Source organism: Nocardia sp. TBRC8007, assembly GCF_056629435.1.
Map to the genome: position 1 here is coordinate 78688 of NZ_JBWSOR010000002.1, position 25076 is coordinate 103763.

Below are 25076 nucleotides of genomic sequence, written 5' to 3' on the forward strand. Positions count from 1 at the left end.
AGACTTCGGCGTGACCGCCCCAGAGGTAGTGGCGCGTAGGCTGGCTGTGATCGGCGGTAGACATGGCCTCCCGCTTATGCGGGAAACCCCGTCCCGTCCAAAGGGACGGTTTCATACAACACGGGCGCGAGCGGGAGTGGACCCCGCTCGCGTCGGATGACTCCGGAAGGAAACCACAGTGGCAGTCGAGATGTTCTATGACGACGATGCCGACCTGTCGATCATCCAGGGCCGCAAGGTCGCTGTCATCGGCTACGGCAGCCAGGGCCATGCGCACTCGCTGAGCTTGCGCGACTCCGGTGTCGAGGTGCGCGTCGGTCTCGCGGCGGGCTCGAAGTCGCGGCCCAAGGCCGAAGAAGCGGGTCTGACCGTCGGCACTCCCGCCGAGGTCTCGACCTGGGCTGACGTCATCATGGTGCTGGCGCCCGACACCGCGCAGGCATCGATCTTCACCAACGACATCGAGCCGAACCTGAAAGACGGCGACGCGCTGTTCTTCGGCCACGGCCTCAACATCCACTTCGGGCTGATCAAGCCGCCCGCCGCGGTCACCGTCGGTATGGTCGCGCCGAAAGGCCCAGGACATCTGGTCCGTCGCCAGTTCGTCGACGGCAAGGGCGTCCCGGCGCTGATCGCCGTGGATCAGGACCCGAAGGGCGAGGGTCAGGCACTGGCGCTGTCTTACGCCAAGGCCATCGGCGGTGCTCGCGCGGGCGTCATCAAGACCACCTTCAGGGAAGAGACCGAGACCGACTTGTTCGGTGAGCAGGCTGTGCTCTGCGGTGGCACCGAGGAACTGGTCAAGATCGGTTTCGAGGTCATGATCGAGGCCGGTTACGCGCCGGAGATGGCTTACTTCGAGGTGCTGCACGAGCTCAAGCTGATCGTCGACCTGATGTACGAGGGCGGTATCGCTCGGATGAACTACTCGGTGTCCGACACCGCCGAGTTCGGCGGCTACCTGTCCGGACCGCGGGTCATCGATGCCGACACCAAGAAGCGCATGCAAGCCATTCTCAAGGACATCCAGGACGGCAGCTTCATCAAGCGCCTGGTGGCCAATGTCGAGGGCGGCGGCAAGGAACTCGAGGCGCTGCGCAAGAAGAACGCCGAGCACCCGATCGAAGTCACCGGCGCCAAGCTGCGCGGCCTGATGAGTTGGGTCGACCGGCCGATCACCGAGACCGCCTGAACTGGAGCAGAATTCGTCTGAAGGCCCGTTCGTCGAGAGATAGACGGGCCTTCGGGCGTTCCATGGCGAGTAATCCAGGGCGGTAGGTTGGCGCGCTGCTCGGTGTCGCGGTCAGACGACCATCATCGATGGTAGTCGAATGGTTGCTGAACAGCGTTCCAGGTGCCACCAAATCACTCCGCTCGAATGACCGACATCCTCGGCGATGCTCGCACCAACCGTACCGACCCGAATCTCGCCGCTCTGGAAACGATCCGCGCTCGCGCCGAGCACACCTATTGGCTCAACCCGGAGGCTGCCCGCTCATAGTCGACCGGCGACTCCGCCGCTCATGTGTACGCCGAGCACGTCACGATGTATGAGTGCCGCAACGTCAAACAACTCGCCGAGGTCATTGCCGGGTTGCTTCCCGCGTGAGCGCAGAGCTTCGTCGCCCGCGTACATCTTCGTTTTCGGATCAGCGTGTCTCGGCCACGACCACACGGCTTGACCTTGACATTGTGACAAAGAGTTGAGTGGTCGACGAAGGAGGTGGTTGTCCTGAATACCATCAACCACGATGAGCCAGATGCTCGTCTCGCCGACGCTCTTGCCAGTGCCGATTCGTCGACTCGGCTACGAGCGGCGCTCTCGACAGGCTCGCTGAGCGATCCACGTTTCGTGGAGCCGCTCATCGCCCGGTGCGCCGTCGAACCGGACTTCTTCGTCCTGGACATGCTGACCTGGGCGTTGTGCCGGATGCCTGCCGAGATCACGGTACCGAGGCTGTTAGCCGAGCTCGGGTCGGACACGGCACAGGCCCGCAGTCAGGCGTTGCACACCCTGTCCAAGATCGGCGACCGGAGTGCCTGGCCCGCAGTATCGACGTTGCTGCACGCCGAACACGACGAGGTCGCGCGCAGCGCGTGGCGGGCAGCTACGGTACTCGTGCCGCCCGGTGAAGAGGGTGAACTCGCTGTCGATATAGCGCTAGCCCTCGGACGAGGTGATCGCCATACGCAACTCAGCCTGAGCCGCGCGCTGGCGGCACTCGGAGAGGCCGCCGCACCGGTTCTGGATGCTGCCATGGTGAGCCCCGATCCCCGCGTTCGCGCCCATGCGGAGGCCACCGAGCGGCTCCGCCGTGACCCCGATAGCGGATTCACCCTCCCGTTCGAGATCGCCGAGCAGGTCACGGTGACCGGCTCGAACGCATAGCAGGGAGACGATGGATGTTGATCGGTGAGGTCTCGCGGCGTTCCGGTGTCAGCACCCGCATGCTGCGCCACTACGACGCGTTGGGGCTGGTGGAACCGACGGGCCGCACATCCAGTGGCTACCGTGAATACTCCGCCGACGACATCCGCCGCCTCTTCCATGTCGAGTGTCTCAGGACCTTGGGGCTTTCGTTGCACGGAACCAAGCGAGTGCTGGACGAGCCCGACTTCGTGCCGATGGCATTGGTGGGAGAGCTCATCCGGCGCACGCGAACGCGGCTCGCCGCGGAGAAGGAACTGCTCAGGAAACTAGAGCGTGTCGATACGGCCGCGCCGACGCAGTGGGAAGACGTCATGGGCATCGTCATACTGCTGCGCGCACTCGAATCGGAATCCGGAGCTCGCAGGCAACAAGCCGTACTGATACAGCACGAGAGCACAGCACTGCCCGTCGAAGCTCTGGTCGAGGCAGTGCTAGCGGAAGAAGACCCGAATGTCGCTGGAGCGCTGCGCTGGTCGTTGGCGAGAACGGGCGACGCCGGGTTGACGGATCTGGCGGTCGGTCTGGATTCGGCGGTGGTCGAGGTCCGGCGCCGTGCGGTTGTCGCGATAGCGGCAGTACCAGTCGCGGAAGCGACGGTGCTGCTGCGGCGGGCACTCGACGACTGCGACATGATCGTGCGAGACCGTGCTGCCCTGGCGCTCGGCTCCCGTCAAGTCGCCGAGGCAATGTCGACACTGCTCGAGATGGTTGTCGCGGGGCGGTCCGATGTGGAGGCCGCCGAAGCGTTGGGACTACTGGCGGAGGACGCGGTCGTTGCCGTCGACATCATCCGGGTGCTGCGGGACGAACTCGACCACACAGACGACCTCCCGCCGCGGTTGCGGATCACGCAGGCACTCGCCGAGCTTCCGGGCGCTGCGACTCGGGAGGTGCTCGAAGAGCTGGCTGATGATGCAGACCGGATGATCGCGGCGACCGCGGCTGCGATTCTGCACAGGTAAGGTTGTTAGAGGAACGAGTTATGCAAGTCCGCATGCGTTTTGGTGGGAGGTCTCGGTCCGAGTATCAGCTGGCTGCCTTGAACTCGGCGAATCTTTCCGCGAGCCGTTCTGTTGCGGGCCAGTCTTGCCGCCGTTGTGGCAAGGAGAGGTACTGGCCGTTTGTTTCTTGCAGTCCGTGTCGCAGCATCGGTCCCTCGCGACGATCATGCATCAGCTTTGCGCCGACATGGATTGTGTACTCGGGTGAGATGCCGATCAGATTTGCATCGTAGGCGGCATGGTGGATTTTGCAGAGACTCAATCCATTAGTCACATCCGCTGTACCGTTTTCCCTGCCATCCGGGACTATATGAGCGGCGTCGAGCAGTTGTGTATGACCCACATCGCATATTGCGCAACGATGATCGTAGGCAAGAAGAACCCTACCCCTGAACTCTGGCTGATGCAGGCGTTGCGTGGTGAGTCGTTGAGCATATTTTCGTTCAATCGGCTTCAGATTCAACATATTTGGAACATCTCTGAAGCTGTCGTCCAATGCTAGGATGAATCTTTGGTGTTGTTTATCGTCCGCAATCACGTAGACCGGAAATACTGGTACGTAGCGAATTGTCTTACCAATCTTGATCCATCGGAGTAGGATAATGGGCATCTTTAACTCATGGGCACGCCGGAGCTTCTTATTGTCACCTTGGACATTACCTTCTCGGTATGCATAGGAATAGAGCGAGTCACCGAATTCTGTATCTTCGTATGGGCTATCGGGCTTTGAGAGGATCGACAAGGTGGCCGCGAATTTAGTAGGATTCCAGATCCCCTTATTGCGATCGATCAACCGATAGGTCTCAGCACCGACTTCGAAGTCGGTCAGCTCCTCGCGAGTCAACGACCCCTTCTCTTCAACCTTGCGCGCCAGATGATCGAAGATCATCTGGCGTAGCTCTAGCTCCGCCTCGCTCTCCATGGATGGAGTGTGCCATGGTCAGCTGATTGTCACTGAACTTTCGATTCGCATTGTCCAAGTGGCTATTTCGTCCAGAGAGTTGGAGCAGGTGGCCAGCTTCGCGTGGCTGGACGCAATGACGAGCATGAAGGGTCATGTGTCTCGTGCTTGGACTGTGCCGCAGTCCATCTAGCGTTCCAGTCAACTGGGCGAGTCGGATTCGAGCCGCAGGGCGTTGTTACGGTTCTCGACGTAGCTGTCTCCAGGAAGTTCGGCGTAAGCGGTGAGCATAGCTCGCCTTCCCGAAGATGAAGCAGCCAAGAGGTTTTGAACTTGGGAGTGCTTCCAATCCGGCCAGGACCATCCAGCACCCGCGTCGATCTGGAATTCGGACACTGCCCTCTCCACACCGTCGATGAATATGTGGACATCGACAGGTCCGTCCGGGTCGCGGATGACGACTACTTCGATATCTGTCTTCTCGAAGTCCCCTGTGCACCTGTCCTTTCGAGCTCATATCTGTGAAGTGTGGAGTGATTTTTCGTGTGATGTCATTCGGTGGTCGTACCGGCCTATTTCATCAGAGGAGTCATACCTACCACCGATGCCAAGGGCCGTTGGCGCCTGCTCGCACCACGAGGTGGGGCGCGGGTGCGCGAACACGCCACTATGACAAGCTGTCAGCGTCGGACTTCGCTGAGAGATACCGTCAGCCCCTCGCGGCGCGACAGCTCACACGCCTCCGCGATGTAGAACGACTCCAAGCCATCGACGAGGTTACAAGGATTGTCGAGTTCGCCGGTGACAACCGTGACAAAGGTCGACAACTCCTCTGCGTAAGCGGATCGAAACCGTTCCAGGAAGCCCGCATAGACAGGGGGAGTAGCTGCGGCCTGGCTGGCTCCGACTGAGGCGAGCGGCGCCTCGCTATCCAATCCGGCATAGAATTCCCTTCGGACCCCAATGCCTCCAAACGCACGTCGTACCCCGCGCCGTTGTACCGGGTCAACGACACGGTAGCCGGCGTCCCGTCGTTCAGCCGCAGCACTACCGCGGCGGTATCGATATCGCCCGCCTCGGCGATGAGCGACTCTTCTCTGTTCGCTCCAAGAGCGCAGACCTCGATGACCTCCCGGCCCGTCACCCACCGGATGATGTCGAAATCGTGCACCCCGCAGTCCCAGAACAGCCCACCGGACTGCATGATGTATTCGGCAGTTGGTGGAGCCGGGTCCAAAGTAGTGGCGCGCACCGTGTGCAGCTGCCCAAGTTGACCGGAGGAGATGGCTTCTCTGACGGTGCGATAGCCGGTGACAAAGCGCCGCTGGAACCCGATTTGCACTGGGATCGAGGAGTTCTGGATGTACTCGATAACGGTGAGGGTGCCTGCCAGATCGGTGGCCACCGGCTTCTCGCAGAAGACTGGGATCTCGGCGTCGACAGCGCGGGTGATGAGTCCGGGGTGGGAATCGGTGCCGGTGCCGATGACCAAGCCGTCGAGGCCGGAGGAGAAGAGGACGTCGAGGTCGGGAGCGAATTCGGCGCCGAGGTCGGTAGCGACAGCGCGGGCCCGGGCGGCGTCGGCGTCGGCGACCACGACTGTGGCTACGGCAGGCAGCTTTGTCAGGGTTTTCAGCGTGCAAGGTTCCGATCCGGCCGGTGCCTGCCAGGCCGACAGTGATGGCTCGGTGGGATGACATCGGCTTCCCCTGGTGTCGTGGCGGTGGAAACTCCGATTCCGGTTGGGGTGCTCGCCGACCTTGGATGAATTGCGCACGATGAGCGGGATACTCCTGCGGGCGCGGCGACGCCTACCATCGTGGGTCGCGCTAGGCCACTTCCATTCGATGTGCGCCTGGCCCGCTGGTCGGACGATATAAGCGCGCTGCGCCGTGGGCAATAGAGCGCTCCGACTTGGCCTTTTCGGCAATCCAACCGATCGGTATTTCTGATATTCATCGAAATAAATACTGGTAGCGGCGGTATTATCTGGCATGGCCGTGTTCTTGACACGCGATGGTCATAGTCCATAGCTGGATCGTTCCGATGAGTTGGAGCCGCCTCGACAGCGGAGGTCGGAGAAGTGCCGCTGACCCGCTACCAGCCGTGTCTCGCGGCCACGCCGATCTTCTGGGGAGTCTGCGAGGTTCCGGGCTGGGGGCATATGCGCGATGCGCGCACTGTCCTGGCAGAAATCGCCGCGCTGGGTTTGTCCGCCACCGAGCTCGGTCTGCCGGGGTATCTGCCGGGCGACCCTGGTGAACTGCGTCGATTACTCGATGCCTTCGGACTCACGCCGGTCGGCGGATTCCGCGCTTTCGTGCTGCATCGGGACCAGCGACAGGCCATCGCGCAGGCCGAGGACAGCGCCGCGCTGTTGGCCGCCATCGGCGCGGAAGTTCTCGTGCTCGCCGCTGCGACGGGATCCGGTGGATATGATGCGCGGCCGTGGCTCTCCGACACCGAATGGCGCATTTTGGTCCATACCGCTGCTGCGGTCCGCGATGTGGCCGCCGCGTACGGTCTGCGCACGGTGCTGCACGCGCATATGGGTACGCATGTGGAGACCGAGGCGCAGATCGAGCGATTCCTCGCAGACTCCGAACTCGACCTCTGCTTGGACACCGGGCACTTGGTCGTCGGCGGCACCGATCCCGTCCGGCTGGCGCGGCGGCATGCCGCGCGGATCGGGCATATTCATCTCAAAGACGTCCGTGGTGTGTTGGTTGATCAAGTGCGTAGCGGGTTTATGGAGTATCACGGGGCAGTGCGTCGAGGACTGTATGTTCCGCTGGGCTCGGGCGATGTCGATATCGCAGAGCTCATGCGCAGTGTGCTGACCATGGGATATCGGGGCTGGTATGTGCTGGAGCAGGACACCATGCTGCACCCGGCCGACTCGGCGCGGCGGTCGAGCCGAGATACCGGACGCAGTATGCGTTATCTCACGGACATCGTATTCGCCACGGCGGGGAGTTGATGGCGCGATGACAGCGATGTCGCTGCGACCACGGTCCGCCGCGCCGGCTCGGGCTCGTGGCGGCAGAGCTGCCGATATAAGTCACGATTGCCGATTTTTCGTGAATTCGTCTGTGCAGGAGGTTGTTTCGTGAACGATCTGGAGGTTCTCACAGTCGGCCGGGTCGGGGTGGATCTTTACCCGGAACAAAGCGAGGTCACGCTGGCGCAGGTGTGAGGTTTCGTGAAGTTCCTTGGCGGCACCGCGACCAATGTCGCGGTGGCTGCGTCCAGGCTCGGCAGACGCTCGGCACTGCTGACCAAAGTGGGCCCGGATGGTTTCGGTGCCTTCGTTCGCACTGCGTTAGAGGCTTACGGTGTCTGCTCCAGCTATGTCACGACTGCGTCGAAACTGCTGACCCCCGTGGTATTCTGCGCGCTCACTCCGCCTGCGGACCCACCGTTGCTGTTCTACCGCGCGCCGATCGCGCCGGATCTCACTCTCACCATGGAGGATGTTCCTTGGGAGGTAGTGAATACCGTGCCACTGCTCTGGGTCACCGGTACCGGCGTGAGCGCCGAGCCGAACCACCCAGCGCGAGATATTGTTGCGGCGTGCCCGGTGCGGGCACACCGTGCTCGATCTAGACTACCGGCCGATGTTCTGGCCCGACGTGGGCACCGCGCGAGCTGAGATCGGCTGGATGCTCGATTATGTGAATGTTGTGGTCGGCAACCGTACCGAGGCCCACGTGGCGGTGGGTATCGCGGACCCAGCCACGGCAGCCGACCGGCTGCTTGCCCACGGTGTGCGTCTCGCGGTGATCAAACAAGGAGCCGATGGGTTGTTGGTGGCTACCGAATCCGAGCGCTGGACGATGCTGTCGTGCCGTGTCGAGGTGGTCTGCGGTCTCGGCGCGGGTGATGGTTTCGGTGGTGCGCTGATCCACGGACTGCTTGCCGGCTGGGACCTGAGGCGGGTCGCCGCCTATGCGAATGCGGCGGGCGCGCTGGTGGCCGCGCGTCTCGCCTGTGCGGATGCGATGCCTACCGATGCGGAAATCGAGTAACTGCTGTGTGGCTGAGGCCGCGCACGACCCGATGTGGAGTGGAGGGCCTGCTGTGTATATGACCGACGAGCACTCGTGTGGACTGCTGCGTGTCCCCCCAATGGACTGCTGTGCGATCGAACAGGGCTGTGCCGTGCGGGGGCGCGGTTCGGATCTGACGGCAGGTGGACAGACTGGTGCGCCTGCCGATGCCGAGCATCCTGCCTACGACGCTCTCCGCGGTGGTTTGGCGCGACGCGAGCTGCTGGAACAGCTGTTGATCACGGTGGCCGGTAGTGGGTGGCGATGCCCATGATGAGGTTGCACCGGCCTGCGGGAACGTTGCGCCGCAACGGCGACCCGGTTCTGCTGACTCCGGAGGACGCCGGATGGAGCTATGCCGGGCTGTGGGTGCTGCGGATCGGCGCAGGTATGTCACGGACAGTGCGGACAGGCGAGTTCGAAGCGTTCGCGCTGCCATTGTCGGGTGCGTGCACAGTGCGCGTGGATGGCGCGACTTTCGCATTGGCGGGCCGGGAGTCGGTCTTCACCCGGGTCACGGATTTCGCCTACGTTCCCCGAGACGCCGAGATGGAATTGGTCGCCGAGGGCACCGACCTGGAGGTGGCATTGCCGATGGCGCGGTGTGCGCACCGGCTGGAGCCGAGATACGGCCCTGCGGAAAAGGTTCCGGTCGAAGTCCGTGGTGCGGGAAACGCGACACGGCAGGTCACCAACTTCGGGATACCCGGCGTGTGGGAGCACGCGGACAGGCTCAATGCCTACGAGCTGATCACTCCGGATGGCAATTGGTCATCCTATCCGCCGCACAAACATGACGAGGTTAGTGACTGTGAGGTCGTCAACGAGGAGATCTACTACTTTCGTATCGCCGGGCGGGACGGCAGCACGCCGTCGCGCGACGGGTTCGGCATGCACCGGACCTACACCGCCGATGGTACCGTAGACGAAAATGTCATGGTCGGCGACGGTGACGTCTTCCTGATTCCGTATGGCTACCACGGGCCGTGCATCGCCGCGCCCGGCTATCCCATGTACTACCTCAATGTGCTCGCTGGTCCGGCGCCCGAGCGATCCATGGCGTTCTGTGACGACCCGGCACACAGCTGGGTGCGTGCCCGCTGGGAAGCCGAACCTGTCGATCCGCGATGTCCGGTCACCACGCACGAAGGACGGGTCCGATGAAGCTGACTGCGGCGCAGGCACTGGTGGCCTGGCTGGTCGCACAGCGTTCGGAGACGCTCGACGGCCGCGAAGTACCTTTTTCCCAGCCGTTTTCGCGATTTTCGGACATGGTAACGTGCTCGGTCTCGGCACCGCGTTGCATGAACGACGCGCTGAGCTACCGGTCTGACGCGGACATACCGAAGAGGGGATGGTACTGGCAGCCATCGGCTATGCCAAGGTCACGAACCGACGTCAAGTCGGTGTCGCGACCTCCTCGATCGGTCCTGGCGTGTTGAACATGGTCACGGCCGCGGGTGTCGCGCACGCCAATCGCCTTCCACTACTGCTACTTCCCGGCGACACTTTCACCGGACGAGCGCCCGACCCGGTTTTGCAACAGGTCGAGCACTTCGGCGACGCGACCGTCACAGTGAACGACGCGTTCGGTGCCGTGAGCCGATACTTCGACCGCATCACCCGGCCGGAACAATTGCTCTCCAGTTTGCCCCAGGCGATTCGAGTACTCACCGATCCGGCCGACAGCGGGCCGGTCGTCCTCGCGTTACCTCAGGACGTCCAGGCCGAGAGCTACGACCTTCCTGAAACGCTTTTCGCGCCGGTTGTGCACCTTCTCACCCGGCAGCGCCCCGATCAGCGTGCGCTCGCCGCAGCTGTCGCCGGGCTGCGTGCCGCGTATCGGCCGCTGTTGATTCTCGGCGGCGGTGTCCGCTATTCGGGTGCCGGTCGCGCAGTGCTGGAATTCGCTGAGCACCACGGCATTCCGATGGTAGAGACTACTGCGGGCCATACACTGGCGCTGCACGAACAACCGCTGTATGCCGGGTCACTCGGCATCACCGGTTCGGCATCGGCGAATGCGATGGTGGCCGAGGCCGATCTGGTCCTCGCGATCGGGACCAGATTACAGGACTTCACCACGACGTCCTGGACTGTCTTCGTTCCGGACGTTCGCCTGGTGATGATCAACGCGGCACGGTTCGACGCCGTGAAGCGCGGTGGTCGGTGATGCCGATGCCACTGTGCGCGAGCTGGACGGGCAGCTCGGGCAATGGTGCGTCGCTCCCCGGTGGAGTGCTCGTGCCGTGACGTTGCGCGCCACGTGGGACGCCTACATCGACGCCCGGCTCCGGGTATACCGAGCTATACCCAGGTCATCGGTATCATGAACGAGCTGAGCGGGCCGAATGACTACGTGATGACAGCTTCCGGTGGTCTTCCTGGAGAACTCGTCGGTGGCTGGCGGGCGGTGGGCGGCGCCCCCACCATGGATGTAGATTACGGCTTTTCCTGTATGGGCTATGAGCTCGCGGGTGCCTGGGGGCGGCCATGGCACACACAGCTGGTGTGGTCACGACATTGCTCGGGGACGGCTTTTATCTGATGCTGAATTCGGAATTGTTCTCGGCGGCTTTCGCTGGTCATCCGTTCGTCGCTGTGGTCTGTGATGACGACGGCTATGCCGCGATCGCTCGCCTGCAAGAGGGGCAAGGTGGCGCTTCGTTCAACAATTTCTACGCGCAGTGTCGTACTACTCGCTACTCGTACGCATCCGCCTCGTGTCGATTTCGCGGCACATGCGGCCGCCCTGGGCTGTACGGTTTTCATCGCTTCCGATCTGGATGAATTCCGTATCGCCTATGCCCGGGCACAGTCGGCGGCGAGTGTCGGGTCCTGTCCTGCTGTGCTCGTGGTGCGGACCAGGCCTCAGGTGTGGACCGATGCCGGCGCTTGGTGGGAGGTCGGTGTTCCGGAGCATTTGCCAGGCCGAGCAGGCTATGTGGAGTCGAAGTCACGTCAGGTGCGTTTCTTGCGGCAGTGAACAGAATTCTGTGCACAGCGTTCCCAGCGGTCCATCGGCACAGGATGCGCAGGCATCAGGATATATCCAGTTGTCAGGCGTTGGTGAGCACGAAGACTGGCAACGGAATGGTATTCGTGTCGAAGAAGGGCCCATGATGCCCGGCGCGGTTGCCATACACTGGTGTGTGCCGGTCGGGCGGCGACGGCGTATCTGATGAGAGGCGTGGCGCCGAGTGCTCGTTCTGGAGAGATTACCCGGATCAGGGTCTGATCGAGAGTGCGAGGTGGATCGGTGTAGCTCGTGTATATGAGCGTTAGCTCACAGTTGGGGATACTGAACGTGAGTTATTCGCCTGATCATGGCATCGTTGATCAATGAGACCAGGGCAGCTCGATGACATGACCTGGCTCGTCTACAGAAAGTATGAAATGGCTCAAGGCATTGTGAAGTGGTTCAACAGCGAGAAGGGCTTCGGCTTCATAGCGCAGGACGGCGGAGGGCCCGACGTCTTCGTGCACTACTCGGCTGTGAGCGGCTCGGGTTTCCGCTCCCTCGATGAGGGGCAGCACGTGGAATTCGAGATCGGCCAGGGACAGAAGGGTCCCCAGGCTCAGGACGTTCGCGTTATCTAGTCGCGACTCAGCTTTCCGGAAGGTCCCGCACTCGTTCGAGTGCGGGGCCTTCCTGCTGTCCGGTGAACATCGCCGCCGCCACGATCATGGTTCGGTCGGCCCGAGCGGGCTGACGACCTAGTGCATCAGTGCCTCGGCTCGGAAGAACTCCGCGGCGATCGCTTGGGCTCGTACGCAATCCCGTTCTTGGGACTCGTTGAAAGTACTTGTGGCATAGTCTAATTCGGTAACGATGAACGTGACGATCGGATCGGGTACGGGTCCGCTGCCCATCTCGCGGGTCTGCGATTTCAATTCGGTCAGCTCGGTCACCGCGGCCGATAGATCAGCAGGCAGTTCGCACTGCCGCATCAGCGTCGGTAGATGCATGGGTGGCACTGTCGCTTCGGGGTGCTCGCGCAACCACCGCAGCGCCATCGCCGGGCGCAGCGAGTAAAATACCTTTTTCAGCGACCGGGAGTGGTTGAACAGCGTCCACTGCTTGTTGCTCAGATGCAGGTAGTGCCGAGCCACCCTGTTGCGATCGGTGACTTCCTCGGCCACCTCACGCAATCGAGTACGGAACCCCGGGTCGTCGCGGTAGATGATCGGCGACATCAACCACTCCAAGAGCACGGCGTTGCCTTGTACCAGCAGTCGCAGTGCTTTGGCGAGGTCCCAGCCGTTCACGTCGATCAGGCCCGATATCGTCGGATTCAGCACGTCGCGGGTGCGCCAAGGAGACAGGTAGGTCTCCAGCTCCGCGACATACACGAACCGACAGTCGTAATCCGAGTCCGGCGAGGGGAAGCCCCACGCACGGCTGCCGCTTTCGATTGCCAGTCGGATCGACACTCGAAACTCGTGCTCGAGCCGATCCAGCTCACGGTCGATGGATCCGACCACGGTCGGGTCCATCGAAGCTGGAATCGCGCGAACCGCCATGACTGTCATAGTAGGCACCGATCGAGTGCGGCGCAGGTGCTTTATGTCGTCGCCGAGTGCGGTGCTCATGCGGTACGGCGACACCTTTCGGTTCGACCGAACCGAAGCTCGGACACGACCGATATCACCCGATATGTCGGAATTGTTCCGAAGTTCCATCACAGTTCAAATAAGTTCATGCTGTGTAAAATGATGTAATTCTCTCATGCTTCTCTCAGCAATGTTCGCTCTTCGGTGCTGGGACAGATTGAAAAATATGTCTTGAGCTGCACTTATGTATGGATTAATTATATATATAAATCTCAGTTTCGGTTCGTGGGGCTATAACGATGCATGTGTTTTCTGTGCTATGAAGTATTCCGATTGAATAACGGCATCGGTTACGATGCTCATGTACGCGATGTCAGTCACTTCGACTGGATCCCTTTTCGTGGAAGAGGTATTTCATGATCTCCTTTATCGCTGGCACCGGCACTGGCACCGGTAGTGGCAGCACCGCGATGAACAGCCTTTTCAACACGCTCGGCACAGTTCTGGCCAGTACCCTCAGCTCTCTTTGGACCGGCTCCATGGGTGGCTGACCGGCATAGAGATTCGCCACCGATAGACAGGGTGGTTAGGACGGGTCCTCGCGCTGAGTTGGCGCGGGGGCCCGTCGCTGTACTGACGACGGCCGACTATCAGGTGGTAGGCGAGGGGACAGGTGGTAGGCGAGGGGGGAAACGCGCGCACTAAGCTGGTCGGCGGTAATTGCCGCACCCATTCCCCAGGAGTAGCCCCCGTGAGCCAAGTAGGCCGCCCGATAGTTCTGATCGCCGACAAGCTCGCCCAGTCGACCGTCGACGCGCTCGGTGACGGCGTCGAGGTTCGCTGGGTCGACGGCCCCGACAGGTCGGCCCTGCTGGCCGCGGTGCCCGAGGCCGACGCACTACTCGTGCGCTCGGCGACCACGGTCGATGCCGAGGTTCTGGAAGCAGGGAAGAACCTGAAGATCGTCGCCCGCGCCGGCGTCGGCCTGGACAATGTCGATGTGCCTGCCGCCACCGAGCGCGGCGTCATGGTGGTGAACGCCCCGACCTCCAATATCCACACCGCCGCCGAGCATGCGGTCACCCTGCTGTTGGCCGCCGCGCGCCAGGTCCCCGCCGCGGACTCGACCCTGCGTGAGCGCACCTGGCAGCGCGGCAAGTTCAACGGTGTGGAGATCTTCGGCAAGACCGTAGGGGTCGTCGGTCTCGGCCGCATCGGCCAGCTGTTCGCTGCGCGCTTGGCCGCTTTCGAGACCAAGGTGATCGCCTACGACCCGTACGTGTCGCCCGCACGCGCCGCGCAGCTCGGTATCGAGCTGATGAGTCTCGACGAGCTGCTCGAGCGCGCCGACCTGATTTCGATCCACCTGCCGAAGACTCCGGAAACCAAAGGCCTCATCGGCAAAGAGGCTATCGCCAAGACCAAGCCGGGCGTAATCATCGTCAACGCCGCCCGCGGCGGTCTGGTCGACGAGGCCGCGCTGGCCGAGGCGATCGAATCCGGCCACGTACGCGCAGCGGGCCTGGATGTGTTCGAGACCGAGCCGTGCACCGACAGCCCGCTGTTCGACTTGCCGCAAGTCGTAGTGACCCCACACCTGGGTGCCTCCACTACCGAAGCCCAAGATCGTGCGGGCACCGATGTGGCGAAGTCGGTGCTGCTGGCCTTGGCCGGTGAGTTCGTGCCGGGAGCGGTGAACGTCACCGGTGGCGCTGTCGGTGAAGAAGTTGCGCCGTGGCTGGATATCGTGCGTAAACAGGGCGCTCTGCTCGGCGCGCTGTCCAATGAGCTGCCGGTCAGTGTTGAGGTCCAGGTACGTGGAGAACTGGCCGCTCACCAGGTCGCGGTGCTGGAACTTGCCGCGCTGCGCGGTATCTTCTCCGCGCATGTCGAGGATCAGGTCACCTTTGTCAATGCGCCTGCGTTGGCGGAGGAGCGCGGTATCACCGCTGAGGTCACCACGGTGTCGGAGAGCCCGAGCCACCGCAGCGTGGTCGACCTGCGCGCGGTATTCGGCGACGGAAGCACTCTGAACGTGGCGGGTACGCTGACCGAGCCGCGGCTGGTACAGAAGATCGTCAATATCAACGGCCGCAATTACGATATGCGGGCCGAGGGCCTGAATCTGGCCATCCTGAACTACGAGGACAAGCCGGGCGCGCTGGGCAAGATCGGCACCGAGCTCGGTGCGGCAGGGGTCGATATCCTGGCGGCACAGCTGACTCAGGATGTGAACAAGGAAGGCGCGACCGTGGTGTTCCGGGTCGCGCGTGTGGTGCCCGCCGACGTGCAGAACGCGATAGTCGAGTCGGTCGGTGCGGCCAAGGTCGTACTGGTCGATCTGGTCTGATCGGAGCGGGGTCATGAAACTTGCTGTCATCCCAGGCGATGGGATCGGGCCTGAGGTCATCGCCGAAGCTCTCAAGGTGCTCGACGCGGTCGTGCCCGGTATCGAGAAGACCGAATACGATCTCGGTGCACGTCGTTACCACGCGACGGGTGAGGTTCTGCCGGACTCGGTGCTACCCGAGCTGAAGCAGCACGATGCGATCCTGTTGGGTGCGATCGGTGATCCTTCGGTGCCGAGCGGCGTGCTCGAACGTGGTCTGTTGCTGCGGACCCGGTTCGCGTTGGACCATCACGTGAACCTGCGACCGTCTACGTTGTATCCCGGTGTGACCGGCCCGCTGGCGGGCAACCCCTCTATCGATCTCGTCGTGGTGCGCGAGGGTACGGAGGGACCCTATACCGGTACCGGCGGCGCGATTCGCGTGGATACCCCGCATGAGGTGGCGACCGAGGTAAGCAACAACACCCGCTTCGGTATCGAACGCGTAGTGCGTTACGCCTTCGCCGCGGCGCAGGCCAGGCGCAAACACCTCACGTTGGTGCACAAGACCAACGTGCTCACCTATGCCGGCTCGCTCTGGCAGCGTACCGTCAGCGAGATCGCGACCGAATTCCCCGATGTCACAACAGCTTATGAGCACATCGACGCAACGACCATCCACCTGGTGAATGATCCGGGCCGGTTCGACGTGATCGTCACCGACAATCTGTTCGGCGATATCATCACCGATCTCGCGGCCGCGGTAAGCGGTGGGATCGGCTTGGCCGCCAGCGGCAATATCGATGCCTCTAGGACGAATCCGAGTATGTTCGAGCCGGTGCACGGCAGCGCGCCCGACATCGCAGGCCAGTCCAAAGCCGACCCGACCGCGGCGATCCTCTCGGTCGCCCTGCTGCTCGACCATCTCGGTGAAGCCGTAGCAGCCGCTCGCATCGAGTCGGCTGTCGCCAAGGACCTCGCGTCTCGTTCCGGTGTCGTGTCGACTATGGAGATAGGCGACCGTATCGCTGCCACTGTCTGATCCGTCTGCCGACCGAGGTCCGCTCCCGACCGGGAGCGGGACCTTTTCCCTCCCCTCGCGCAACGCCACAGTGTGGACGAAAACCCGCATGGGTCGGACGAAGCGTGCGGCCGGATCGGTTATGGGTCTCGCTGCTCAGTGTCGCGCGGGACGAGGGGGACCGCTGTTGCGGCAGCGCAGGCCGCGAGCAGGAAGACGACGGGAAAGCCGCTTGCGCTGACGAGTGCGCCGAACACGGACGGGATGGCGGCCATGGCCAGGTTCTGTCCGGTGTTCTGGATGCCGAGGCCGCGTCCGCTCCAGTATGGGCCCGAGATCTCGGCGATCGCGGTAAAGGCAAGTCCATTGTCGGAGACCGTGATGACGGATGCGGCGATCAGCAGTGGAATCGCAGCCCACCACCAATGCGTCCATGCGGTCGAGGCCAGGGCCGCCATTGACAGCGCAGCGGCAAGAGCGACTGTGCGCAGCGGACCGACACGGCTGCCGACCCGATCGGACCACACGCCCGCCCCGATACGGCCCAGCGCGCCGAGGAGTTGAGTGCCTGCTACCAGAGCGCCTGCGGCGGCCGAGGACCAGCCGACATCACGCTGTAGCCACAGCAGTGCGAAGATCCACACGGTGCCCTGCGGTACGATGAGCAGCACCGAGACCAGATGGATGCGCCACAGCGTGGCATCGGTGCGATATGGGTTGGCGAGCAACGCCGGATCGGTGACGGAGCCTGTACGGCGCGGTGGGTCGACGATGATGGCCGAGCAGCCGACGGTCGCCGCACCGGCCATGAGCGCGGGGACCAGAATAGCCGCGGGCACGCCGCAGGCATCAGCGACCGACGGGACCGCCAATGCGCCGATGCCTACGCCCAGTGGCTGCGCGGTCTGCCGGATTCCCATCGCCAGCCCGCGTCGGTGCGGTGGGAACCAGCCGACGATCACCCGGCCGCCGGCGCCATTGGTGCTCGCCGCCCCGATGCCGCCGAGGAACAGCAACGCACCCAAAGCGAGGTCGTTAGTGGTGGTCGCTGCGGCGCATCCCGCCGTTAGCATCAGTAACGGGCCGCTGACCAGTACTTTGCGCTCGCCGACACGGTCGACCAGATAACCCCATCCGATCAGCGTGCAAACCAGTCCGATGGTCGGCATAGCAACCAGCAGCCCTGCGGTGGCAAGCGACATACCGTGATCGGTCAGCGCCGGCAGCAGGAACGGCACGCCGTGAACAAAGACCGCGCTGGTGGCCTGGGTGAAGACGCCGACACCGAGTATGGACCACCGGCGCACCTCGTCGATCTGTGTCGCAGTTGCCATCAACACCACTCGTATCTCATAATATGAGAAATTTATCTCAATTAGTGAACCAGATGCCTACTCTACATCGCTAGGACGCCTGCGGGGGGTGATCGTTGATGTCGGACTGCTCACAGTGCGGACTGCCGCGGGGCGCGCAAATCGCACACCTCTCGGTTGGGCATGTTCGGGCAGGTGACAGCGGGTCGATAGACTGCCGAGCATGCGTCTAGGTCGAGTTGCCAGTCCCGATGGAGTCGCCTTCGTCAGTATCGAAGGCGACGGAAGTGACAGTGTGGCCAAGGAGATCGCGGAACACCCGTTCGGAGCACCGACGCTCACCGGGCGAAGCTGGCCACTGGCCGACATCCGGCTGCTGGCGCCGATCCTGGCCAGCAAGGTGATCTGTGTGGGCAAGAATTATGCGGCCCATGCCGCCGAGACAGGTGCTTCCGCGCCTGCCGAACCGGTGATCTTTCTTGTGCCGAACACTGCGATAATCGGGCCGAATGCCCCGATTATCTTGCCGCCCAGCTCCATTCAGGTCGATTACGAAGGAGAGCTTGCGGTCGTCATCGGTCGGCCGTGTAAAGACGTACCTGCCGCTCGTGCTCTGGATGTGGTGCTCGGCTATACCATCGCCAACGACGTGACCGCCCGTGATCAGCAGCGCATGGACGGACAATGGACCAGGGCCAAAGGTTACGATACGTTCTGCCCACTTGGTCCGTGGATCGAAACCTCCCTCGACCCTTCGGATCTGGAGATTGTCACCGAGCTCGACGGTGAGGTGCGTCAGCGCAGTCGCACTTCGCTTCTGCTACACGATATTCCGAAGCTCATCGAATGGGTTACCGCTGTAATGACTTTGTTGCCCGGTGATGTCATTCTCACCGGAACTCCTGAGGGTGTCGGCCCGATGCGTGATGGGCAGCGGGTGTCGGTAACTATCGAAGGCATCGGAACTCTCACCAACCCTGTTGCCGCCAAACGCTGATCGAAAGAGAGCCATGACTGAAGTACGGGTCCGATTCTGCCCGTCACCGACCGGAACACCGCATGTAGGCTTGATCCGTACAGCGCTGTTCAATTGGGCCTACGCCCGCCATCACGGTGGCGCATTCGTCTTTCGTATCGAAGACACCGATGCCGCACGCGATTCCGAGGAGTCCTACCGGGCGATTATCGACGCATTGCGCTGGCTCGGCCTCACATGGGACGAAGGTCCCGAAGTCGGCGGGCCATATGAACCGTATCGACAGTCGCAGCGAAAAGAACTGCATCTGGATGTAATCCAGCGTTTGCTGGACGCTGGAGAGGCGTATGAATCGTTCTCCACGCCGGAGGAAGTCGAGGCCCGTCATCGGGCCGCCGGCCGTGATCCGAAGCTCGGCTACGACAACTACGACCGTGACCTGACTTCTGAGCAGATCGAGGCGTACCGGTTCGCCGGGCGGCCCGCTGTGATCCGGTTGCGGATGCCGGATGAGGACTTGTCCTGGCATGATCTGGTGCGCGGCGAAACCACTTTCAAAGCGGGTACCGTCCCTGACTTCGCGCTTACCCGCAGTACCGGCGATCCGCTGTACACCCTGGTCAACCCAGTCGACGACGCGCTGATGCGGATCACACACGTTCTGCGGGGGGAGGACCTGCTCTCGTCGACCCCACGGCAGCTGGCGTTGTATGCCGCGCTGCGCAGGATCGGGGTTACCGACTTCACTCCGGAGTTCGGCCATCTGCCCTTCGTGATGGGGCAGGGCAACAAGAAGTTGTCCAAGCGCGATCCGGAGTCGAACCTGTTCGCCCATCGTGACCGCGGATTCATTCCTGAGGGTTTGCTGAATTATCTCGCCCTGCTTGGCTGGAGCATCGCTGACGACCATGACGTATTCACTATGGCGGAGATGGTCGAGGCCTTCGATATCTCGAAGGTGAATTCGAATCCGGCCCGATTCGATCAGAAGAAGGCGGATGCGCTGAACGCTGAACATATCCGTTTGCTGGATCCCTGTGATTTTGCACACCGGCTTCGGGAGTATCTCACCGTGCATGGCTGGATCGGCGCCGAAATCGATGAGAAAGTTTTCATTGCGGCGGCTGAGCTCGTACAGACCAGGATTGTCGTGTTAGCGGATGCCTGGGAACTGCTGCGTTTCTTGTTTGCACCCGCGGACGAGTTCGCCATAGACCCCGTTTCAGGTGCCAAGAATCTCGGTCCCGACGCGACCGAAGTATTGCAAGCTGCTATTACCGGACTCGAGTCGTTATCGGAATGGACCACCGTAGCGATCGAAGAAGTGCTGAAAAGAGTGTTGATCGATGATTTGGGTCTGAAACCGCGCAAAGCTTTCGCGCCGATCCGGGTCGCAGTGACCGGATCGCACATAAGCCCGCCGTTGTACGAGTCACTGGAACTGCTCGGTCGTGACGCCACCATGGATCGGCTGCGCTCGGCGCTGGGATGGACCCCAGCGGGGAACGCGCCGTCCTAGTAGCAGAAATGCAGAGCTGAACAGGCGATTTGCAAAAAACCGGTAGCTGTTTGGTACTCTTCTTCTCGGCTCGGAGCACGGCCTCGCGTCATCCAGACGCGAGGCGGAAACGCCTGGTCACTGGGGTATGGTGTAATTGGCAACACAGCTGATTCTGGTTCAGCCATTCTAGGTTCGAGTCCTGGTACCCCAGCGGAATGTTGTTCGACTTCGGTTCGCGACCGAGATCATTACAGCATCCGGCGATTTGGTCGCCGGGCCTCGGTCGGTTAAGCTGACCGGGCCTCCTGATCGAAAGATCAACCACGGAGTTCTCGCAATAGCGGGAAGCAGTCCTGGCCCCGTCGTCTAGCGGCCTAGGACGCCGCCCTCTCAAGGCGGTAGCGCGGGTTCGAATCCCGTCGGGGCTACTAGAGGCGAAGGTCCATGCTCGTGGAGCATGGACCTTCGCCTTTTCGCCGCGCTGTAGTCGATCTCTGTCGGTGCCCGGAGCGGAGATACTCTGCTCAGTCCGATACCGGGGCGTCCAATGCCTGGGCCGTGGTTCCGCCCAGCGGCATGCGAGGAAGACCCAACTTGCGGTGATCCCAACTCCGCAAGCGCTCTGGCACCACACGGACGGCGACCCGCTTGTTCAGCATTGCCTCTACCATCGGACGTACCTCCTCGCTGTACGGGCCGGTGTAGCGTTCCCAAACGCTCACACCGACCGCGAACAATTTCTCGGAGTCTTCGACGATCTCGGCGTGCCCCTCGATAGACACGCCCCGCAGCTGGTCGTAGGTATCACCAGCTTCGACCATGCAGGTGACCCGAGGATCGCGGCGTAGGTTCAGTGCCTTCTGTGACTTGGCTTTGGTCTCGAACCAGATCTCGCCATCAATGAGCGCATACCACATAGCGGTCAGATGTGGCATGCCCTTCTGGCCGATGGTCGCCAGCGTCGCGATCCGGCTGCGCTGCAAGAATTCGGTGATTTCGGTGTCGGACATGACGATCTGCGCCCGCTGGTTGACTCCCATAGGGGATAACTGTAATGAGTCGGAATACAACTTGTTACAGGCGCTTGTGCAGAGCCTCGGCCGCTGCGACCAGATCGGCCGCCCAACGAGCGCCCGGCCTGCGGCCTATTCGGTCGATCGGGCCGGACACCGATACAGCCGCTACCACGGCGCCATCACAGGCGCGCACCGGCGCGGAAATGCTGGCCACGCCTGCCGAGCGTTCGGCGGCGCTCTGTGCCCAGCCGCGCTTGCGCACTTCGGCCAATGCGCGCTCGCCGAATACCGCTTCGGCTACGAGGGTGCGCTGGAGTTCCGGGTCGGCCCACGCCAGCAGGACTTTGGCAGCTGAGCCCGCGGTGAGCGGCAGCCGTGCTCCGACCGGGACGGTGTCGCGCAGGCCGGCTTGGGGTTCCAATGCCGCGACGCAGACACGGCTGTTACCGTCGCGACGATAGAGCTGGACGCTTTCACCGGTGATTTCACGCAGGCGGGGTAGAACGATCGACGCGGCTTCGAGCAGCGGGTCATCGGCACTGATCGCGAGCTCGGCGAGAGCGGGTCCCGGACGCCACATCCCGTTGCTGTCGCGGGTGAGCAGGCGATGCGTCTCCAGGCCGACGGCGAGACGGTGCGCGGTGGCACGAGGCAGGCCGGTGCGGGCGCACAGCTCGTTGAGGCCGGAGGGATGCTCGGCGACGGCATGTAGGACCGCCACCGCTTTGTCCAGAACGCCGATGCCGCTAGACTGTCTCATAGAACGATATTAGCGTCTCAGATACTGAGAACTCTACTGTGCGGGAATTTGTAGTGGCGAAACTTGTCGCAGCGGATCCCGGTTCTCGGTATCAGGGCCGGATGCGACTATCCCAATTTGTGTAGCCGTTGCCGCGGCGCAGCCCAGCGCGCAACAGCTGCTTCGTCCGAAAGGTGATCGACCATGGCCGAACCGCGCACGCTGGCCGAGAAGGTGTGGGACCAGCACGTCGTCGCTTATGGAGCCGGTGAGGGTGCCTCGCGCGAACCCGACCTGATCTATATCGACCTGCACCTCGTGCACGAGGTGACCAGTCCGCAGGCCTTCGATGGACTGCGCGCCGCGGGGAGGCGGGTACGAAGGCCGGATCTCACGATCGCGACCGAGGATCACAACGTTCCGACGATCGATGTCGACAAACCGATCACCGATCCGACTTCGCGTACCCAGGTCGAGGCGCTGCGGCGCAATTGCGCGGAATTCGGGGTGCGGCTGCACCCTATGGGTGATCTGGATCAGGGGATCGTGCACGTGGTCGGCCCGCAGCTCGGTCTGACCCAGCCTGGTATGACCGTGGTGTGTGGCGACAGCCATACCTCGACGCACGGCGCGTTCGGTGCGTTGGCGATGGGTATCGGCACCTCCGAGGTCGAGCATGTGCTTGCCACTCAGACGCTCTCACTGCGCCCGTTCAAGACTATGGCGATCACGGTGGACGGCACCATGCCTCCCGGTGTGACGAGTAAGGACCTGATCCTGGCGGTCATCGCCGAGATCGGCACCGGTGGTGGCCAGGGCTATGTCCTGGAGTATCGGGGCGAGGCCATCCGCGCCATGTCGATGGAGGCCCGAATGACGATATGCAACATGTCCATCGAGGCAGGTGCGCGGGCGGGCATGATCGCGCCGGACGAGACGACTTATGAATTCCTCGCGGGACGTCCGCACGCGCCGCGGGGTGCCGACTGGGATGTCGCGGTGGCGGCCTGGGATGCGTTGAAGACCGATGAGGACGCGGTTTTCGACGCGGAGGTGCACATCGATGCCACCGAGCTGACTCCCTTCGTCACCTGGGGTACCAACCCGGGGCAGGGCGTTCCATTGGGCGGAGTGGTGCCCGATCCGGCTGGTATCACCGGCGAGGTGGCTCGTGAGGCCGCGGAGAAGGCGCTGCGTTACATGGATTTGGAGCCGGGTACTCCGCTTCGCCAAGTACCCATCGATACCGTTTTCGTCGGTTCGTGCACCAACGGGCGCATTGAGGATTTACGCGCGGTGGCCGGGATTTTGAAGGGCCGTCGTATCGCTGAAGGTGTGCGAATGCTTGTTGTACCGGGCTCGATGCGGGTTCGCGCACAAGCGGAAAAAGAAGGATTGGGTGAGATTTTCACCGCGGCCGGCGCCGAATGGCGACAGGCGGGATGCTCAATGTGTCTGGGCATGAATCCAGACCAGCTCGAGCCCGGCCGGCGTTGTGCTTCCACATCGAACCGCAACTTCGAGGGCAGGCAGGGTAAAGGCAGCCGTACGCACCTGGTTTCTCCCCTCGTAGCAGCTGCGACGGCGGTCCGTGGAACTCTCTCCTCGCCCGCAGATCTGAACTGATCGGCCCGATTCACTCAACCAACCTCAGGAGATTCGTTATGAAAGCCTTCGATGTACACAAGGGCGTCGGAGTACCGCTGCGCCGTTCTAATGTGGATACCGATCAGATCATCCCCGCTGTCTACTTGAAGCGGGTCACTCGTACGGGATTCGAGGATGGGTTGTTCGCCGCATGGCGAACGGATCCCGGATTCATTCTCAACGCTGAGCCATACAACAGGGGTAGTGTACTGGTGGCGGGTCCGGATTTCGGTACCGGATCCTCGCGTGAGCATGCCGTGTGGGCGCTGATGGACTATGGCTTTCGAGTAGTTATCTCGTCCCGGTTCGCCGACATCTTCCGCGGCAATGCCGGCAAGGGGGGGCTGGTGACCGCTCAGATGTCACAGAACGATGTCGAAATGCTCTGGAAGTTGCTCGAGGAACAGCCTGGTTTGGAATTGGTTGTGGATCTCCGAGCGCGCACGGTAGCGGCTGGAACCGTTGTGTTGCCGTTCGATATTGATGACTACACCCGGTGGCGCCTGTTAGAGGGTTTGGACGACATCGGGCTCACACTCCGTCAGGAGGACGCTATCAACCGGTTCGAAAGAGCAAGGCTGGCATGGAAACCCGCCACCCTGCCTGCGCATATTTAGCAGAGGTAATCACCCTGGCAGTTAGCTGAACGCTCTGAGTAGCGGTAGCTGGACGTGTGCTACACCACATGAATTTTGGCGTGGCACATAGACTCTTGCCCAAAGGGGGTTTACCGTGGTACCTAGTCGGTCCGACGACGGGCCATTAGTCTGCGGAGGATTCAATGAACAAGGCGGAACTGATCGACGTTCTGACCGAAAAGTTGGGTACAGATAGGCGCACGGCCACCGCGGCAGTTGAGCACGTGGTCGACACCATTGTGCGCGCGGTACACAAGGGCCAGAGCGTCACAATCACCGGATTCGGTGTGTTCGAACAGCGTAAGCGTGCGGCTCGGGTGGCCAGGAACCCGCGCACCGGCGAAACTGTCAAGGTAAAGCCTACTTCGGTGCCCGCATTTCGCCCCGGTGCCCAGTTCAAGGCGGTCATCGCGGGTAAGCAGAAACTGGCCGCGACCGGCCCCGCCGTCAAGCGTGGGGTGAATGCGCCGGTAGCTGCCAAGAAATCGACGGTCAAGAAGGCGGCCGCGAAGAAGGCGGCGGCCAAGAAGGCGACCCCGACCAAAGCGCCGGCCAAGACTACAGCCCGTAAGGCTGCTGCCAAGGCGCCGGCCAAGTCCACAGCGAGGAAAACGGCGGCGGTCAAGAAGACAGCGGCTGCCAAGAAGGCGCCTGTGAAGAAGGCTCCGGTCAAGAAGGCAGCCACGAAATCCACGGCAGCCACGAAGGCTGCCGCCAAGAAGACTGCGGCCAAGAAGACGACTGCCAAGAAGACAGCTAAGAAAGCCTCGGGTCGCCGCACCCGCTGAATTCGAGTCACTGCCGGGTCACTGCTGGATCATTGCCGGATGCGCGGCCCGAAAATTGGGCCCATTCGCCTCAACGTCGAGACGAGCCCCGAGAGTCGCTCGGGGCCGTTTTCGGTTGCGCGAGGCTTGCCTGGTTGTCGCTCGCCCGGTAGCAGGCTCAAAAAAGCCGACG

At 62.3% G+C, this 25076-nt stretch carries 27 protein-coding genes, 2 tRNA genes and 1 pseudogene; 23 read left to right on the forward strand and 7 right to left on the reverse strand.

Features of this window, described 5'->3' with window-relative positions:
* Positions 1–190: 190 nt before the first annotated feature.
* From ilvC to ACX4ZE_RS02980, 4 genes are all read left to right on the forward strand, one after another.
* Complete coding sequence (ilvC, locus tag ACX4ZE_RS02965) at positions 191–1192, forward strand: ketol-acid reductoisomerase (RefSeq protein ID WP_480271940.1); 1002 nt, start codon at positions 191–193, stop codon at positions 1190–1192.
* Positions 1193–1378: 186 nt separating this feature from the next.
* Entirely contained in the window at positions 1379–1501 is a 123-nt protein-coding gene (locus ACX4ZE_RS02970; protein ID WP_480271719.1) for a hypothetical protein, read from the forward strand.
* 222 nt (positions 1502–1723) lie between these two features.
* The gene (locus tag ACX4ZE_RS02975) at positions 1724–2389 is read left to right on the forward strand and encodes a HEAT repeat domain-containing protein (RefSeq protein ID WP_480271720.1); all 666 of its coding nucleotides are present in this window, start codon (positions 1724–1726) and stop codon (positions 2387–2389) included.
* Positions 2390–2403: 14 nt separating this feature from the next.
* Positions 2404–3393: a MerR family transcriptional regulator gene (locus ACX4ZE_RS02980; RefSeq protein WP_480271721.1), complete on the forward strand. Its 990-nt coding sequence runs from the start codon at positions 2404–2406 to the stop codon at positions 3391–3393.
* 64 nt (positions 3394–3457) lie between these two features.
* On the opposite strand, the gene ACX4ZE_RS02985 is transcribed toward ACX4ZE_RS02980, so the two are convergent.
* Entirely contained in the window at positions 3458–4354 is an 897-nt protein-coding gene (locus ACX4ZE_RS02985) for an HNH endonuclease (RefSeq protein WP_480271722.1), read from the reverse strand.
* Positions 4355–5042: 688 nt separating this feature from the next.
* Complete coding sequence (locus ACX4ZE_RS02990; protein WP_480271723.1) at positions 5043–6110, reverse strand: Gfo/Idh/MocA family protein; 1068 nt, start codon at positions 6108–6110, stop codon at positions 5043–5045.
* Between the two features lie 306 nt (positions 6111–6416).
* On the opposite strand from ACX4ZE_RS02990, the gene ACX4ZE_RS02995 reads away from it, so the two are divergent.
* The 10 genes and pseudogenes from ACX4ZE_RS02995 (at position 6417) to ACX4ZE_RS03040 (ending at position 11982) form a co-directional block, all read left to right on the forward strand.
* Complete coding sequence (locus ACX4ZE_RS02995; protein WP_480271724.1) at positions 6417–7313, forward strand: TIM barrel protein; 897 nt, start codon at positions 6417–6419, stop codon at positions 7311–7313.
* A 222-nt stretch (positions 7314–7535) separates the two neighbouring features.
* Positions 7536–7985 carry a PfkB family carbohydrate kinase gene (locus ACX4ZE_RS03000; protein WP_480271725.1) on the forward strand — a complete coding sequence of 150 codons (450 nt, stop codon included), beginning with the start codon at positions 7536–7538 and terminating at the stop codon, positions 7983–7985.
* On the forward strand, positions 7951–8361 hold the full coding sequence (locus tag ACX4ZE_RS03005; RefSeq protein WP_480271726.1) for a PfkB family carbohydrate kinase: 411 nt from the start codon (positions 7951–7953) through the stop codon (positions 8359–8361). The genes ACX4ZE_RS03000 and ACX4ZE_RS03005 overlap by 35 nt, the downstream gene beginning before the upstream one ends.
* A 58-nt stretch (positions 8362–8419) precedes the next feature.
* Positions 8420–8656 carry a hypothetical protein gene (locus tag ACX4ZE_RS03010; protein WP_480271727.1) on the forward strand — a complete coding sequence of 79 codons (237 nt, stop codon included), beginning with the start codon at positions 8420–8422 and terminating at the stop codon, positions 8654–8656.
* The gene (iolB, locus tag ACX4ZE_RS03015; RefSeq protein ID WP_480271728.1) at positions 8653–9546 is read left to right on the forward strand and encodes a 5-deoxy-glucuronate isomerase; all 894 of its coding nucleotides are present in this window, start codon (positions 8653–8655) and stop codon (positions 9544–9546) included. Before ACX4ZE_RS03010 ends, iolB begins: the two co-directional genes overlap by 4 nt.
* Before the next feature lie 190 nt (positions 9547–9736).
* Complete coding sequence (locus ACX4ZE_RS03020; RefSeq protein ID WP_480271729.1) at positions 9737–10555, forward strand: thiamine pyrophosphate-binding protein; 819 nt, start codon at positions 9737–9739, stop codon at positions 10553–10555.
* A gap of 156 nt (positions 10556–10711) precedes the next feature.
* Positions 10712–10930: a hypothetical protein gene (locus tag ACX4ZE_RS03025; RefSeq protein WP_480271969.1), complete on the forward strand. Its 219-nt coding sequence runs from the start codon at positions 10712–10714 to the stop codon at positions 10928–10930.
* Positions 10876–11001 (forward strand): annotated as a pseudogene (locus tag ACX4ZE_RS03030) (hypothetical protein); the annotation flags it as partial. The gene ACX4ZE_RS03025 and the pseudogene ACX4ZE_RS03030, both read left to right, overlap by 55 nt.
* A gap of 37 nt (positions 11002–11038) precedes the next feature.
* Positions 11039–11368, forward strand: coding sequence for a hypothetical protein (locus ACX4ZE_RS03035; protein ID WP_480271970.1), 330 nt, complete (start codon positions 11039–11041; stop codon positions 11366–11368).
* Positions 11369–11778: 410 nt separating this feature from the next.
* Positions 11779–11982, forward strand: coding sequence for a cold-shock protein (locus tag ACX4ZE_RS03040; protein ID WP_412802805.1), 204 nt, complete (start codon positions 11779–11781; stop codon positions 11980–11982).
* A gap of 117 nt (positions 11983–12099) precedes the next feature.
* Here ACX4ZE_RS03040 and ACX4ZE_RS03045 read toward each other — a convergent pair whose 3' ends face one another.
* Positions 12100–12975 carry a nucleotidyltransferase domain-containing protein gene (locus ACX4ZE_RS03045; protein WP_480271730.1) on the reverse strand — a complete coding sequence of 292 codons (876 nt, stop codon included), beginning with the start codon at positions 12973–12975 and terminating at the stop codon, positions 12100–12102.
* A 334-nt stretch (positions 12976–13309) separates the two neighbouring features.
* Positions 13310–13507: a hypothetical protein gene (locus ACX4ZE_RS03050; protein WP_480271731.1), complete on the reverse strand. Its 198-nt coding sequence runs from the start codon at positions 13505–13507 to the stop codon at positions 13310–13312.
* 180 nt (positions 13508–13687) lie between these two features.
* Between ACX4ZE_RS03050 and serA the strand changes: the two genes are divergently transcribed.
* Positions 13688–15286: a phosphoglycerate dehydrogenase gene (serA, locus tag ACX4ZE_RS03055; RefSeq protein WP_480271732.1), complete on the forward strand. Its 1599-nt coding sequence runs from the start codon at positions 13688–13690 to the stop codon at positions 15284–15286.
* A 13-nt stretch (positions 15287–15299) separates the two neighbouring features.
* Entirely contained in the window at positions 15300–16307 is a 1008-nt protein-coding gene (locus ACX4ZE_RS03060) for a 3-isopropylmalate dehydrogenase (protein WP_480271733.1), read from the forward strand.
* Between the two features lie 119 nt (positions 16308–16426).
* Here ACX4ZE_RS03060 and ACX4ZE_RS03065 read toward each other — a convergent pair whose 3' ends face one another.
* Entirely contained in the window at positions 16427–17620 is a 1194-nt protein-coding gene (locus ACX4ZE_RS03065; protein ID WP_480271734.1) for an MFS transporter, read from the reverse strand.
* A 202-nt stretch (positions 17621–17822) separates the two neighbouring features.
* Here ACX4ZE_RS03065 and ACX4ZE_RS03070 point away from each other — a divergent pair, with 202 nt between their 5' ends.
* From ACX4ZE_RS03070 to ACX4ZE_RS03085, 4 genes are all read left to right on the forward strand, one after another.
* Complete coding sequence (locus ACX4ZE_RS03070) at positions 17823–18596, forward strand: fumarylacetoacetate hydrolase family protein (protein WP_480271735.1); 774 nt, start codon at positions 17823–17825, stop codon at positions 18594–18596.
* A gap of 13 nt (positions 18597–18609) precedes the next feature.
* Entirely contained in the window at positions 18610–20094 is a 1485-nt protein-coding gene (gene gltX, locus ACX4ZE_RS03075; RefSeq protein ID WP_480271736.1) for a glutamate--tRNA ligase, read from the forward strand.
* Between the two features lie 121 nt (positions 20095–20215).
* Positions 20216–20287, forward strand: a tRNA-Gln gene (locus tag ACX4ZE_RS03080).
* Positions 20288–20431: 144 nt separating this feature from the next.
* Positions 20432–20504: transfer RNA gene (locus tag ACX4ZE_RS03085), tRNA-Glu, on the forward strand.
* Positions 20505–20600: 96 nt separating this feature from the next.
* Here ACX4ZE_RS03085 and ACX4ZE_RS03090 read toward each other — a convergent pair.
* Positions 20601–21116: a pyridoxamine 5'-phosphate oxidase family protein gene (locus ACX4ZE_RS03090; protein WP_480271737.1), complete on the reverse strand. Its 516-nt coding sequence runs from the start codon at positions 21114–21116 to the stop codon at positions 20601–20603.
* Positions 21117–21150: 34 nt separating this feature from the next.
* Positions 21151–21852: an IclR family transcriptional regulator gene (locus ACX4ZE_RS03095; RefSeq protein ID WP_480271738.1), complete on the reverse strand. Its 702-nt coding sequence runs from the start codon at positions 21850–21852 to the stop codon at positions 21151–21153.
* A 183-nt stretch (positions 21853–22035) separates the two neighbouring features.
* Here ACX4ZE_RS03095 and leuC point away from each other — a divergent pair, with 183 nt between their 5' ends.
* The 3 genes from leuC to ACX4ZE_RS03110 all read left to right on the forward strand — a co-directional run bounded on the left by leuC (position 22036) and on the right by ACX4ZE_RS03110 (position 24904).
* Positions 22036–23457 carry a 3-isopropylmalate dehydratase large subunit gene (gene leuC, locus ACX4ZE_RS03100; RefSeq protein ID WP_480271739.1) on the forward strand — a complete coding sequence of 474 codons (1422 nt, stop codon included), beginning with the start codon at positions 22036–22038 and terminating at the stop codon, positions 23455–23457.
* Between the two features lie 38 nt (positions 23458–23495).
* The gene (gene leuD / locus ACX4ZE_RS03105) at positions 23496–24095 is read left to right on the forward strand and encodes a 3-isopropylmalate dehydratase small subunit (RefSeq protein WP_480271740.1); all 600 of its coding nucleotides are present in this window, start codon (positions 23496–23498) and stop codon (positions 24093–24095) included.
* A gap of 164 nt (positions 24096–24259) precedes the next feature.
* Positions 24260–24904: an HU family DNA-binding protein gene (locus ACX4ZE_RS03110; RefSeq protein ID WP_480271741.1), complete on the forward strand. Its 645-nt coding sequence runs from the start codon at positions 24260–24262 to the stop codon at positions 24902–24904.
* Positions 24905–25076 lie beyond the last annotated feature (172 nt).